This window comes from Pseudomonas sp. 24 E 13, from assembly GCF_900004715.1.
GTDB classification, from domain to species: domain Bacteria; phylum Pseudomonadota; class Gammaproteobacteria; order Pseudomonadales; family Pseudomonadaceae; genus Aquipseudomonas; species Aquipseudomonas orientalis_A.
Genome location: NZ_CVTO01000114.1, coordinates 20381 through 35365, shown reverse-complemented (window position 1 = coordinate 35365; position 14985 = coordinate 20381). Strand labels below are relative to the sequence as shown.

Sequence of the window (14985 nt, the reverse complement as noted above, 5' to 3'; positions counted from 1 at the left end):
TGACCAGCGTGCGGCCGAGGGGCTTGGCGTGCGGGTCGTGCGTGCTGCGGCCGAGGCAGGGCATGTCAAGGGATCGTCCGGTATGGAACCAGGTCTTGCTGAGCAAGGGTGCGCTGGAGCCCGGCGTGAGGGGGGCGTCCTTGGGGTTGTCGGTGTCGGTTTGCAGCAACAGCCCGAAGCCACGGAACTCGCGGTCCACACGGTCGTAATACGCCTGGCGGTAGCTCATGCGGCGGGTCAACTGGTTGCCGGTAATTTCATCGCGCTGGGTGTGTTGGCTGGCCAGCAGCAGCGCAAAGGGTAACTGGCTGATCGCGGGCTGACCCTGGGCCTGCAGCTCGCGTTTTTCGTCCAGCCACTCCTGGGCACTGCTGCGATATTTGATCGACGCCTGGGCGCCCATGTTGTTGTCGGTGCGTGTGAGCAGCCAGGGCTTGTGGTTGAAAAAGTCGTAGCGCCAATGAACCGGGGTCTGATGGACAGCCGTCAGGATCAGGCTCGGACAGCCCAGGCCGAGCACATCGACGACGCTGACCTGGCAGTGATCGTCGTACTGCACGCCCTTAGGCCACGGGACTTTGATCGCCTGTGTCTCGAAACCGTTGCCGCCTTTGTTGAGGAAGATGTTCAGGTGCGTGGCGCTCAGGTACAGCAAGTCTGCTGCGCCGCCGCCGTTGAGGTCGACGAGCAGTACATGCGCCGCGTTGAACGTCTGATACCGCAACGGCAATGTGGCCAATACAAACCCCTGGCCAAAACGGCCGCGCCCCAGGTTCGGCCAGCATTTGACTTCGTTGTGGCGGATTCGCACCAGATGCTGTTGACCCGTGGCGAGTACATCGCTGAACGCCACCACTTCGTTGGGCGAAGTGGAAATGACCGGCAAGCTATCGTCAGGCCTGTGCGCCACTTCGGTGGGAGGGGCGAAGCCGGCGGGTCGGCGATTTTCATACAGGCGCACGCTGCGCGGGCCGATCATCGCAAAGTCATGACGGCCTGCCCCCATCAGGTCGGCGAGCAGGCCCTGGGCGTGGAAGAACTCCGAGGGGAAGGCATCGAACGGCGTATAGGCTGACCAGTTGCGCTGTTCGTCCAGGCTGAAAAAACCATGCATTCCGGGACCCGCCACCAACCAGTCCAGACGCCCATCGCCATCCACATCGGCCAGCGCCTGGTGCACGGGCCGGGTGCTGTCGGCGACCGGCACGCGGGTCAACTCCAGCGCCGCGCCGTAGCTCACCTCGTCGCCGGTGCGTGGCTGCTGCGGTCTCAGCGGCTCATGGTAATACCAGCTTTTGTCTACGTGGTACAACACACCGGGCAGGCCTTCGCCATACAGGTCCACCAGTTGATAACGCACGCCGTCATGCAGCCTGGGCAATGCACTGAATGCCTGGTAGCGGCTCGGATCGACCTTGAGCTGGCTCGTCTGGTAAAAGCACTCCAGCGGCGGGCGGCTCACGCAATTGCCCGCGCTGTCGTAGGCCTGCTCATGGACCGCGCTCAGCAGGCTGACATGGCTGGAGGTGCGGTATTCCAGGAGCAGGCGCTTGACCAGCACCGGGTCGGCGCCCATTCGCGCTTCTTTGGGGAAGTGGTGAAACATCAGGATCTGGCTGCAACGGCGCAGGGTGCGTAACTCGAAGCCGTAGGCAAAATCCGAGCAAGGGTCTTGCCGTGCCGGCCAGTCGCGGATTTTGCGATACGTCGGCCGTTGATCCAGTTCAAGGGCGCGTTCGCCGTAATCGAACAGCAATTGAAAGTGCCAGCCCCTGTCCGGTTTATCGTCGGTCTGCCAGAGGTAAAGCTGCTCCTGCTCCCTGGCGCTGAAGTTGGCATAGCAGACACTGTCCAGGTAATGCCGGGCGCGGCAGTCCCTGGGGTAGCGCGTGGTGTCGGTTTCTTTGGTGTAGTGATAATAAATGTGCTCGCCGTGGGCATTCAGGCTTTCCTGCAACAACCATTGCGCCACATGCTGCGCCTGGTCCGGATCGGCAATCCGGGCCAGCGGGGTTTTTCCGTAGAAGTGCTGACTGCCATCGGCAGCGCGCAGCAACCAGAAGCCCGCCGTGTCGATTGCCGATTGCCAGTGTTCGATACGGTCGAAGCGGGTTTCGACCCTGGGGAAGTGGCGCGTAACCGTATACTCGCGCGGCAGTGGCAAGCCATTGAAGGATGTAAGGGGGCTGCTGATGATCGCTCCCTCGGCGTCGCGCTCCGGCAGCCAGATTTGCCCGTCGGGGCCCACCAATGCATCGTCCACCGTGTACCCCGGCACGCCATGGGAGGTGCGTCGGCTGACGGCGCCCAGGTGCACGCCCCAGCCCAGGCCGAAGGGACCGTTACCGGCGCCGCTCTGGTAGGTCAGCGACAGGGCTGGCGTATAGCCGCGCGCGGGCGAAATCGGCAACGCAATCTCAAGGCTTGCCGTACCACTGGAACCGATATCGCCCCAGCCCTTGCCGGTGCCCTGGATAGCGGCACCGCCCTTGGGCATTGCCGGGGTATTGACCTGCAGGTTGTGAGTGGCGTCGCTCATGCCTGGCCCCCGCCGGCAGCGGCCGCCCTGGCGGTGTAGCGCAGGTGAATGACAATATCGTTGATGGATTCCAGCACGGCTTTCTGCCGGTCCGGGTTGGGAAACTCCAGGGTCCAGTCGGAAATGGCCCCGGTGTATTCGAACGGCAAGTAACGCTCGTTGCTGTCGAACGTGAGCGTGAACAGGCCGTTGTCGTCCAGCCCGGTGGAAAGGGCGATTTGCTGATGGGCACGCATGTCCGTGCGCAGCTCGCCCGTGGGCAGTTCGATGTCGTTGCGGGTCTGGGTCAGTATCGCCTTGATGTCTTCATAGGGGCCCAGCGTCGCGGGCAACGATACGCTGATGCCTTTGATCCGGCGCAGGATGTGCCGGGGGTAATCCTCCTCAAACAGGGCGGCGGGCAATTTGAAACAGAGCCTGCCTTTGCTGACCAGTTGCAGTTTGAGGCGTGTCCATTTGTCTTCAGGGCCGGAGGGCGGCGACTGGGAGGTGCCGGGCGAGGCGACCTCGCACTCGTTCAGGCGGTGACGCAGTGAAATGGTTTTGACGATCTCCAGGTCCCGCACGTTATGGTTCAAATAGGCCGTGTTCATGTTCAACAACGACAGCTTCAGCGCTTCGCCCGCCAGATAGCCACGGTAGTTGTTGTTCCAGGCGCCGGGCTGGATAAACGTGCGCTCATGGTCGGCTATCTCGTACTGCCAGCACGCCTGGGCGGTGCGGCACAGGGAGAGGCCAAGGTCATAGAGCTGATAGTAGAACTTGCTCAACTGGGCATTGAGCCAGTCATACAGCTGCGCCTTGGAAAAGCGCTTGGCCAGCAATTGATAGGTCGACCAGGCCTGGGCCAGGGAGGTCTCGGCCAGGCGCAATTGCAGGCGCGTGGCTTTTTCCTGCTCGGCATAGGCTTGTAGTTGGGCATCGACCTGGGCCAGTTCGAGTCGGGCCTGATCCTGGGCATGGGCCCACTCCTGCGCCCGGCGGTTGAATTGCTCGGAGCGATCCAGGTCGGCGGCGTCGCCACGCAGCGCGGTGGCAGCGCCCTGGGCCAAGGCTTGGGCGGCATAGAACGGCCCTTCCCAGCGCGAGCCGCCGACACTGGTGCCGAAGATATTCGGCGCCACCATCGCGATGCCGGCCCCTACGGCGGCGGCCGAAGCAGCGGTGTCGAACCCGCTGCTGAGCAGGTAGAGCCAGCCGGCGTGGGACTCCCCGGCGCTGATGCCTTCGGTGAGCTGGTGTGCGTAGTAGTGCATCCGCGACTCGATCATGCGGCGACTGGCGTCGAGTGCCTCCCGGTTCTTCCCGTCGATCTGCAACGCCTGGGTCTGCTGGGTCACGACGATGTTGGCCAGGTCCCACGCTTGTTGTTGCTGTAACTCCAGATATTCCGCCTGTTCCTTGCGTTCAATCAGGCTCAGCAGCGTATTGCCGAGTTGGATCACCGCTTCGGTGGCCGTGAGCGCGTGGCCCAGCATGACCTGGAAGCGATAATGGCCGACCTGCGCATCCATGAACGGCGCTGCCGCGCTTTCGCTGAAAGCCCCTTTGCCCTGGCTGGCCAATAACTTCAGCGGCGACAGCGGGGCCGCGTAGAGCGCCAGGCGCAAGGGGCTGCCGGTGATGTCAAGATTGTGCCGCAGGTTATGCAGACGGCTTTCGAGCTTGTCCCAGCGCGCCACCAGCTCGGTGTTGAAAGGCAGGCACAGGTTGTCGGTGTCCGTCAGCGAAGCCGGTGCATCGCCTTCGACCGACAGGTTGATGTCCACGGTGGGGTGGGTTTGCTCAAGTCTTTTCAGCGCTTGAGAACCCTGCGTTGCCAACGTGGCAAGGGTGATTTGCGCCCAGGGTTCAGCGGTGGTGACCTTGGGGCGTGGGCCAAGGAAATGGTGGGCTCGGGTGTACCAGAGCTTGGCTTGGGTCAGGCTGTCCGGGGTGAGCTGGCGATAGTCCGCATCGCCGCGATTGATCAGGATGTCCAGGTAAAACAGGTAGATCGCCTTGCGAAAATACACGGGGGCGCGTGTCGCCAGTTCATGGGGATCGTGGCTGGTGTGACCAGGCAGGCGTTCTTCACGGGCGAGTTCGCGCAATCCCCAAAAGGCGGGCCGGTCGTTGGCGGCATCGGCTGCTCGCCCCGGGTCGAACAGGTAGCTGATCCAGACCTGAGCTTCGACATACTGCTGCTCCTGATTCAGGCGATGGGCGATCAGCCAGGGCACGTACAGGAACAGCTCCCAGAAGTACTTGCCGTTGGCTCCCCGGAAGTCAATGCCTTGCGCTTTACCCTCGGGGGTGAGTGGAGGTTCTTGCCAGGTCTCTGGCGTTAACGAGAACAGGTGTTCAAGGCTGACATTTGCCGCCTGCACCAGCTTTGCGGCAAAGCAGGTATTCATGCGCAGGGTGGCGGGCAGGCCGGCAGGCAGGCTTGCCCCGCTATTGGAGAAGTCGATGAATTCAGCGGTGCCGATTCTGTCCGACTCAAGCCTTCTGATCGTCGGCGCCAGTTGAGGGTTGAGCATGGGCTCAGAAGCCGATGTTGTCAGTTTCAGGACCGCCGCATTCAACGCATAGCCGAGGATTTTCGTGCCGTCTTTCTCGGGCTCAAGGGTGACCACGCCATGGATCAGGGTGAGGCCGGAGGTCATCTGCTCCTGTGTCACCGGAATGCGCGTCGTGACCCGATGCCCGGCCGGTAATTCGGCACTCGATCCGGTGAGGCTTTCGTGGGCCGTGTCCTGGAAGTTGATGATGCGATGAGAGTTGGCGTTAATGGTCTCGGTAAAGGGGTAGTCTTTGAAGTTCGCACTCATGATGACGTGTTTAAAGGCGCGCAAGTGGGGCGTGGTCACTTTTGCCTTTTTGGTCAGCAACACATTCTGTGAATGCAGCTTGTTGATTTTATTCTCGGGCTCGGAAAAAGCGCCGTAACGGTTAAGGGTGAAATCGAAGAGTTTGTTTGTGTATAAATTGACGAAGGCGTCTTTTTCGATGAAATGACCTTCCAACAATAGGGTGTCTGGCTCTGTTGCGGTTGTTATATGAGTAAACAATGCGCCGTCAGCATGATGTACAGCATTGGGGAACTCTTCCTGCGTGATCGAATTTCTAAAATACAGTGCGTAAAAGTTGGTTTTCAACGCTGTCGATACACCGGTAATTTTTGACCCCTTGCTCAGTTTAAGCTGAGTCGTTGTCGGGTCATCCAGCGCATCATGGGTGATCAGCGTAATGGTCGCACCCTGCAGTTTGTTTATTGTGACGGTGTACGGCTGCTGGAAGCGGTCACTGAGTGTCGAAGAGAACACGAGTTCATGGGTGTTTGAATCAAAAAAAACCTGAGTGCGGTCGGTGTCCTTTATTTTTGTCTGGTTGTTTTCATGGTTCCAATGCGCCTTGTCCTGGAAAATCTTCTGCGATGCTATGGAAATAGTGTAGTCGGGCGTGGGCGTTATTTTGAACTGCAAGTTGCCCTGGTTCTTGTGCGCAAAGAGCGCGAGAAAGTGCCGCGCGCTGTCAGGCAGCAATTCGCTGTAATACCCGTTGGGACTGTGCGTCTGGCCCTTGAGTATGGCCTGCACTTTGGTCTTCTGGGACGGATCGAAGGGTTCCAGCAGCCGGTTTATTTCTTCGTCCACGTCTGAGTCGGGCAGCACGCTGTAGCGCTCGGGGCTACCGCCATCGGCGACGGTGGTGATGTTGAAAGACTGGTCGATATGCACGGCCTGGAAGAATTTGCCGATGAAATTATCCTGCTGTTTGGGATCTTTGCGGCTGGTGGCGAGGACACTTAAAAAAAGCGCAGGGGTGCTGTTGTCATCAACGATCGCCACCGTTTGCGTAATGCTTTTGAGGAGCTCGGAGGTCGAGGCGTTGACGTCTTCGGTCGCGCAGTATTTCTCAATGCACGCCTGGGGTGCGCTCCAACTGCCATCGTGTTTTTCATACGAGAAATTGAGCCGGAATTGGACGTAGTGGGTATTGATCCAGTCGGCCAGGAGTTCCTTTTTCTCTGAATCCCATCGCGCCGGCTTGAACGAACTGCTTGGGGTGGGTTTGATGCACTCGGCCCAGATGAAAAATAGTCGGCTATTGAAATACACCGGTCGGATGCTTTGCTCGGCGGTAGCGTCGGAGACCGACAGGTTGATTTTTTTCCAGTCCGACCAGGCGTCCTGCAACAGCACCGCGCCGGCGCGCCTGGACAGGTCCAGGGAGCGCCAGTAATAGGTGTTCCCGGAGCTCGATTTGCCGATGAAGTAATAAGTGCCGCGATGCAGGTTGCTCAAGTCTGCGTCGATATAGCCGTTGATCGTGCGTATGTTGGCGGTTTCCTCGAACCGGGCCAGGTAACTCTGAACCGCCGTGACGACGGCGTCGGCTTGAATTCGGTATTGGCTGAGATCGTTTTCCAACTGTTGAAAACTGTCGGTCTTGTCACGCCGTAACGTCGGGTCCAGATAGTTGGCCGGGTGGTAGCGCAATTGCTGGCTGGCATTCCAGAGCGGGTAGCTGTGCAATTGTTCGCGCCAGACCTTGCTCTGTTGCGCGGTCATGCCCTGATGTTCATAGCCCGGCTCAAGGCCCAGTTGAATACGGGTGATGTATTGCTGCAGGCTGGAAACGGCACAGGCGACCGGGCTGGTCGGCACGGCCTGGCTGACTTGCACGTCGAGTAACCAATACGCGTAAAGGTCATCGGCCGTGCTGAGTCTGGCTTTGAGGGCGCGAGGTACCTTATGGGTGAGGTAGTACGCGAGCATGGCGTCGCGCAGGCTTTCATTAAGCTGGTGGTCAAGCGAATGCGACATGATCAGTCCTTGAGCAGGTCAAAAGGGGACAGGGTGTCAATGGCAGAGGCATGCGCACTGGTCAGCGCCTCGCCGACGGCCTTCCATTGAGCGAACGTCGAGTCGGTTTTAAGTTGGCTGGCGGCAATCAGCTGCGTGGCGGACAGTCCGGTGGCGCTGCTGGCGTGGCGGCAGCGCAGCAGCCAGTCCAGGCGATCCATTGAGGTAATGCGGGGCGGGCTCAGCTGGCCGCTGAAAACGCCTATTTCGCTGGCACTCCAGCCACAGAGTCGGGCCAGATGCTCGTTGGTTTCGTCACTGGTGTTTTGTGCCGCGCTACTGGGCGGTGTATTGGCCAGCCTGAAGTAATCGAGAATCTGTCCTTCGGTCAGGCCGAAGCGGTCGATGCAATGGTTGAACTGCTGCATGAGGTAGAGGGTGTGCGGCGTCAGTTCCAGTAACGAGGACGGTTGATGATCGCTGTCCAGCCAGTGCGGGTTTACCAGAAATTGATCAAGCGCCTGGCGGCTGATCGGCCATTGCAGAACATCGACGGCGTGAGGGAGCAGCAAGATCAGATAGCCGAGGGTTTGCAGCGGTGGGGCACCGGGCGCGTACAAACGCAGGAAATGCCCATGATGGTCATATTTTTGATGCCCGTTGGCGTTGCCAGGCAGCTGGGGGACGGCGTGGATGATGTCTTTGAGGCGCCCGTACAGCGCCCAGAGCTCATCACGTAGCGTGCCCACCAGGGTAAGAAGCATGGATTTGGTTTGTTCGATGAGGAGGACTCTGCGTCTGGGGGCCGTGGTGATTACAACGCCAGCCAGCACTTGATCGAGCGCCACCTCGATGGTCGTGTTCGAGCGCATCCGTTGCAGTACCTGATGGATCAGGGATCGCCAGTCAACGGCGGGCAGGCGAGGTGTTTCGTCAGAGGGTTGTCGAGGCAGTTCAAGCAGGTTCAACTTTGTGGAGACGGACGCCTGATCATAGGCCGTGAACTCTTTCAACAGCAGGTTGATGGCGGGGTCCAGGACCTGCTGGTCAAGCAGTAGCTGATGCCTGAACAGTGACAGGCTGTTGCCGTTTTCCTTGAGCCAGCGGCTGGCCCACTCCAGGTGCATGAGCACATCGAGAAAGTCGGTAGCGCCTATGGCATTGCGACGCAGTGTCGGGTTGCGCAGTTGCGTGAGGACGTTGGCTTTGCCGAGCAACTGCGCCAGTTGCTGGCATTCCATGACCGACAAGCCGAACAGGCGGGCGATTCGCGCTTGTCGATACAGTGCGCTGACGGTCTCGATCGTACGCGTTGCAGGCCCATCGGCGATCAGCAGTTGCAGCGAATCCTGGGTGTCTTGCAGGCCCAGTCCGGCGCAGAGTTGTTGTGCAGTGGTGGCGTCGAACGCCTTGCCGTCCAGGTACAGGGGCGGCAAGGCGGAACCTGCGCGGTTGAACACCTGATCGAACAATGACACGCGCTCACCCGAGGCGTGAACCGGCAACTGATGGAGCCAGGCGGCAAACTCTTCGGCTTGCAAGTTGTAGCGCTTGCTCAGATGGCAAAACACCCCCAGCGCCCGAAGGGTGTTATGGGTGATCAGCAGCGCGCGGTTGTCGGCGTTTTCGCAGCGCATGGCGCTGACCAGCAAGGTGTCCAATTGTGCGAACGGCAGGCCCAGCCAGCGCTGCAGCCTAATCATCCGTTGCAGCCTGTCGAAGCGCTCGAGGCTCACGTTGACCAGCCTGGCGGGGGCCTTGTTGTCCAGGCTGATCGCGGGTGTGGGGGCCGTCGCGCCATTGATGTAACAGGCACCGTAAGTGAGCCCGGTGTCCTGCTTGCAGTAAGGCGATTTGCGCGGTGTTTGTGTCTGTAGCGCCAACAGCGCTTGAAGTTGTTCGGCGTCCAGTTGCGTAGGGTGCAGAAAGTCAGTGACGTTTTCCGGGCCCTGTGCGGCCGTCCAGTTGAAGTACCTCAGATAGAACGTCGGCGCATCCTGCGCCGAGGCCAAGTCACTTTTGAGCATCGCCTGTTGTTCAGGGCTCAGCCCCGATAACAGACATTGAACCTCGTGATTGTGGGTAACGACTTGCCCGTAAGTACTGGTTTCTGCGGCCAGGGGCAACTGGCGACTGATGCGATAGTTCAACTCACCCAACATGGGCCTGTCGCCCGACAAGCCCAGCCGGCATTGCTGGTGGTGAAAATGATACGGCAGTGAAAAGGGGTACCAGGTTTTGCTCAGTCGTGTGTAGGTGTCGTTGTCGTTGGCACCGGCGATATTGCGCAGCAAGGTGTGATTGATGATCGACAGCATGGGCACCTGGCCCGCGACGCTGTGTGGGTCGATCAACAGATCCTGCAGGTCCGCGCGGCGCTCGGCCAGCTTGACCGCGTCCGCCCCCTTGGCATTCTGTTCCAGTTGCAGGGCGAACAGATAAAGCGCGCGCAGGTAGGCGGCCGGCGAATCGATGGCGGCAATGGACGAACTGGCGCAGAACTGTTCGCGGTTTTCCTTGAACAACGCCTGGTAGGTGGCACCGTCTTGAGCGGCGACATCGCGTTTATCGCGCCGGGAAGGGCGGTCCGACGAGACTTGCTGTTCGCGAAACACGCTTTCCAGTTGCGCAGCAGCGCTGCGAGCCTTGAGGTACACCGCGTGGGCATCGTCGTCGTTGCAGGTGGCCAGTTGCTCTGCAAAGGCCTTTTCGCCGAGTCGCACAATGTCGAATACCGAGTGAATGGCGAGGCGCTGCAGCGCGCTGTTGAAATCGTCCCGACCGGGGGCGGGAGGGCGTGAGTGATCAATCAATTGAGCGAGCAAGGAGCTGCTGTCGGCTTGCATATTCGTACGTTCCTTCACGCCCGCCGATGGGTCCGGCGGGCAATGAAAAACGCTATCACGCAGATTGACGGGGCCAGGTATAGGTATTTACAGGCATCGCCGGCACCCATACGCCGATACCACCTTTACCCACCGCATCAAGCCCAGGCTTTGCCGACCTTTGTGCCATTGAGGTCATGTGATCATGTCTGCTTCGCTTCATCGAAATACGCCCTCGCTCGCGGCATTCGACCCCCGTGGGTTGACCGTGCGCAACGTCGCTTACCTGCGCGCCACCCCCCAGGCGGCGCCAACGGCCCGTGTCATGCGCCAGGTGTTTGGGGCCAGCGGCCTGCTGCTGCAGCAGTGGGACGCGCGCCTGCATGCGCTTAAATTGAGCGAGCCCGCCACCGAGGCCAACCAGGTGTCGGTGTACAGCCTGTCCGGTGCGCTGGTGCGCCGCAACGATGTGGACGCCGGTATGCGGCTGTTGCTGGCAGCGCCATCCGGGCAACTGTTGCATGCCTGGGATGGGCGGGGGGCCTATCAGCGCCACGACTACGACGCCTTGCAGCGTCCGGTGGCAGTGTTCGAACAAGCGGCCAACGAAGCGCGGCCCCGCTGTGTCGAAAGCCTGGCGTATGCCCCGCCAACCCCCGAGCACCGCGCGCTCAACTGCAGCGGCCAACTGGTCCGTCATGCCGACCCGGCGGGCACGCAGGTGTACGACGCGTACGGGATTACCGGGCAAGTGCTGCGGCAAACGCGGCGGTTTCGCGACGCGCCCGGTGAGGTGGACTGGCCGCTTGCCCAGACCGAGCAGAACCAGCAGCTGGAAAGCGCGGGTTACACCACGCGCTGGACGTTTGATGCCCTTGGCAGCACCTTGGAACAGGTCGACGCCAAGGGAAACGGTCGGCACTTTGCCTATGGTCTGGACGGACAGGCCACACATATTCACCTCACTTTGAAAAGTGGCGTGCGCAAGACCGTCATCGAACGCTACGACTACAATGCCGCAGGCGAAGTGGAGACGGCCCTGTTGGGCAATGGCGTGAGCAGCCTCGCCACCTATCGGCCCGAGGACGGCCGTATGCGCCGGCTGATGGCGTACCGCAAAAACGCGCCGGCGGCCCCCTTGCAGGACCTGAGCTACGCCTATGATCCCGTGGGCAATGTTTCAAACCTGCTCGATCAGGCGCAACCGACCCAATGGAGCCACAACACGCAAGTGCAGGCTGCCTGCCGCTATGAATACGACTCGCTGTACCAACTGACCCAGGCGACGGGCCGGGAAAGTGCCGGCGCCGCCATTGGCCCGGCGCTGCCCGCGCGTATTTCGTTCGGTTCGACCGATGCCGCTTTATGGCGCAACTACACCCAGCACTATGCCTATGACGAGGGGGGCAACCTGACCCGGCTGCGCCATGTGCCGTCCAGTGGTGTCGGCTACACCCGCGTCATGCAGGTGGCGACGGGCAGTAACCGTGCGTTGTCGAGCGAGCTTGCGCCAACCGAAGGGGCGCAAGGCTTTGACGCCAATGGCAATCAGAAACAGCTGGGGCGCGGCCAGCCCATGGTGTGGAACGTGCGTAATCAGCTGGCCAGGGTCACCTCCATTGAGCGTGAGGGGGAGGATGCCGACGAAGAGACCTATGTGTATGCCGGTGACGGTCAGCGTGCGCTCAAACTCACTCATCAGCAGGTCGCCGGTAGCCGGCAAACGGCGCGGGTGTATTACCTGCCAGGCCTGGAACTGCGCCACCGGCCGATGCGTCGGCTGAATATCGTGCGCCTTGAGGTGGCGCGTTGCACGATCGAGGTCCTGCAATGGGAGCTGGGACCCGATGACGGGGCTGCGCAGGAGACCCTGCGTTATTGCTTGAAGGATCAGCAATCGAGTCATGGACTGGAGCTGGGCGAAGAGGCCGAGTTATTGAGCCAGGAGAGCTATTTTCCGTACGGGGGCACCGCGTGGTGGGCGTCGCGCAACGCGGTGCAGGGCAGCGACAAAACCCGCCGATATTCAGGCAAGGAGCGTGACGTCAGCGGTTTGTATTACTACGGCTTTCGCTATTACGCCCCGTGGTTGCAGCGCTGGATAAGCCCGGACCCCGCAGGCGGCGGGGCGCAGTTGAATGCTTATCTGATGGCGTCCAACAACCCGCTCACGTTCGTCGACTCAATGGGGTTGCAGCCTGCCGCCGTGGAAAATACTCAGATACAGGGTGGCGTCGTCATCCTGCTGCTGCTGGTCTTGCTGGGCCTGGGAGCGGGGGCACTGCTGGGCAATGCGCGGCTGGGGGCGGCCGTGGGCGCTCTGGTGGGAGGCGTATTGTTTGGTGCCAGCCGCCTCAGTGCTTATCGATATAGGCAACCCCAGGCGGTGGCCAGGGCCGCGGAAGGAATCGAAGCACAGTTCGCCAGGAATATCTCGGAATTAGCGATCAATTTGGCGCAGCAGGCGCAATTGAGCCACGAAGAAACGGAGCGGCTGGTGAATTTCGCCTATGGGCGCCGTCCTGCTGAAGGCGGCATGTCGCTTTATGTTTATACAACCCAGGGGGCCAGCTACGGCTATGCGGGGCCGGTGGACCAACCGGGGGAAGTCGAAAGCGTACTCGCGGGGCAGCGTAACCCGATACCAGAGCTCAGACGCATGGGCTACGGCGCGATTTTGCTGCGAAGTCCGAGCCGTGATCCGGCGGGCGCGAGCGGCCAGCAGGCAGGGGCAAGCGTGTTCGAGGTGGGGGAGACAACACCGGTTGTCGGCACAAGCCGCGCACGCCGTGCTCGGCAAGCCCAGGCGCAGATGCCGTTGGTGGCGTCTGCGGCGGCGAGAGCGGCTGCCCCGCAGGTGGAGTTAGATACCACAGCGCTAGCAGACACCCAACTCTCGGGCCGGGAACGCCGCAGCATTGCCCTTGCCCTCAGCCACTTGCGTCAAGGGCGTTTCGGCGCGGTTCATTGGCATGTTCATCGCGACCAACTGTGGTCCGCTGACTTGCACGGTTATGCCGCTGCTCGCGGACGCGGTGCCTATCGCTTGATGTTCAGCCATCTCGGCGGCCAGCGGTACCGAGTGGAGGGCGTACGCAACCCGCACCGCTGAGGGCACATCAGCGGCGGCGTGTCGATGCGGTGGCGGCATGGTTTTGCTAGAATGCCCGCCGCGTCGCCTGGTCGGCGTCATTTTGCATCCGGTTCACCCCTTACGAGGGTAGCCACCTGGAGAGATTACCCATGACTCAACCTATCGTCGTGGCGGCACTGTACAAGTTCGTCACCCTTGAAGATTACGTCGCCCTGCGCGAGCCACTGTTGCAGGCGATGGTCGACAACGGCATCAAAGGCACCCTGCTGATCGCCGAAGAAGGCATCAATGGCACCGTTTCCGGCAGTCGCGAAGGCATCGACGGCCTGATGGCGTGGCTCAAGCAAGACCCGCGCATGGTCGACATTGACCACAAGGAGTCCTACTGCGACGACCAGCCGTTCTACCGCACCAAGGTCAAGCTCAAGAAAGAGATCGTGACCCTGGGCGTGGAAGGCGTGGACCCGAACAAAAAGGTCGGTACCTACGTCGACCCCAAGGATTGGAACGCGCTGATCAGCGACCCTGAAGTACTGCTGATCGACACCCGCAACGACTACGAAGTGTCGATCGGCACCTTTGAAGGTGCGATCGACCCGAAGACCACCAGTTTTCGCGAATTCCCCGACTACATCAAAGCCAACTTCGACCCGGCCAAACACAAGAAGGTCGCCATGTTCTGCACCGGCGGCATTCGTTGCGAGAAAGCCTCGAGCTATATGCTCAGCGAAGGCTTCGGCGAGGTCTATCATCTCAAGGGCGGTATCCTTAAATACCTCGAAGAGGTGCCGCAGGAGGAGACCAAGTGGCAGGGCGACTGCTTCGTGTTCGACAATCGCGTCACCGTGCGCCACGATTTGAGCGAAGGCGACTACGATCAATGCCATGCCTGCCGCACACCGGTCAGCGTAGAAGACCGCGCGTCCGAGCACTACGTGGCCGGCATCAGTTGTCCGCATTGCTGGGATAAGCTGCCGGAGAAAACCCGTCGCAGCGCCATCGACCGGCAGAAGCAGATCGAACTGGCGAAGGCCCGTAACATGCCGCACCCGATTGGTTTCAACTACAAGCAAACCCCTTCCGAGGCTTGAACCATGTCCGCGCGCCTGCTCTATGTAATGGACCCGATGTGTTCCTGGTGCTGGGGCTTTGCCCCGGTAGCGCAGGCGCTGGTTGAGCAGGCCCGGGCGGCCGGCGTGGAGTTGCACCTGGTGGTGGGCGGATTGCGCACCGGCAGTGGCGCGGCGCTGGAACCGACTACGCGGCGCTATATCCTGGAGCACTGGCAGGCGGTGACCGACGCCACCGGCCAGCCGTTCAAGCGCGAGGGTGCGTTACCCGAGGGGTTTGTCTATGACACCGAGCCTGCGTGCCGCGCCCTTGTCACTGCGCGCAGCCTGGCGCCGGATTGCGCCTGGACGCTGCTGGGGCTGATCCAGCATGCATTTTATGTAGAAGGCCGCGACGTCACCTCCGCCCACGTGCTGGTGGAACTGGCCGAACAGGCCGGTATTCCGCGTATCGAGTTTGCCGGCGAGTTCGACCGTGCCGAGCAGCACGCGGCCACGGCAGCGGATTTCACCTGGGTGCAGGATTTGGGCATTGCCGGTTTCCCAACCTTGCTGGCCGAGCGCAACGGCCAATTGGCGCTGCTCACCAATGGCTACCAGCCGCTGGACGAGCTGTCACCGTTGCTCGCCCGATGGCTGGAGCGCGCTACCTGTGCGGGATGAGTCA

6 protein-coding genes are annotated in these 14985 nt (G+C 60.9%); 3 read left to right on the top strand and 3 right to left on the bottom strand.

The features are described 5' to 3' along the window. The 3 genes from BFP90_RS12410 to BFP90_RS12400 all read right to left on the bottom strand — a co-directional run. The coding region (locus BFP90_RS12410; protein ID WP_305118399.1) for a SpvB/TcaC N-terminal domain-containing protein at positions 1-2539 on the bottom strand (2539 nt) is incomplete at its 3' end. Beyond that, positions 2536-7350: a Tc toxin subunit A-related protein gene (locus tag BFP90_RS12405; protein WP_065895476.1), complete on the bottom strand. Its 4815-nt coding sequence runs from the start codon at positions 7348-7350 to the stop codon at positions 2536-2538. The genes BFP90_RS12410 and BFP90_RS12405, both read right to left, overlap by 4 nt. 2 nt (positions 7351-7352) lie before the next feature. Beyond that, complete coding sequence (locus tag BFP90_RS12400) at positions 7353-10175, bottom strand: Tc toxin subunit A (protein ID WP_065896816.1); 2823 nt, start codon at positions 10173-10175, stop codon at positions 7353-7355. Between the two features lie 184 nt (positions 10176-10359). Here BFP90_RS12400 and BFP90_RS12395 point away from each other — a divergent pair, with 184 nt between their 5' ends. From BFP90_RS12395 to BFP90_RS12385, 3 genes are all read left to right on the top strand, one after another. Then, positions 10360-13266 (top strand): RHS repeat-associated core domain-containing protein, encoded by a 2907-nt coding sequence (locus BFP90_RS12395; protein WP_065896815.1) that lies wholly within the window; start codon positions 10360-10362, stop codon positions 13264-13266. 131 nt (positions 13267-13397) lie between these two features. After that, positions 13398-14339: an oxygen-dependent tRNA uridine(34) hydroxylase TrhO gene (locus BFP90_RS12390; protein ID WP_065895478.1), complete on the top strand. Its 942-nt coding sequence runs from the start codon at positions 13398-13400 to the stop codon at positions 14337-14339. 3 nt (positions 14340-14342) lie between these two features. Beyond that, positions 14343-14981: a DsbA family protein gene (locus BFP90_RS12385; RefSeq protein ID WP_065895479.1), complete on the top strand. Its 639-nt coding sequence runs from the start codon at positions 14343-14345 to the stop codon at positions 14979-14981. Positions 14982-14985: the final 4 nt, after the last annotated feature.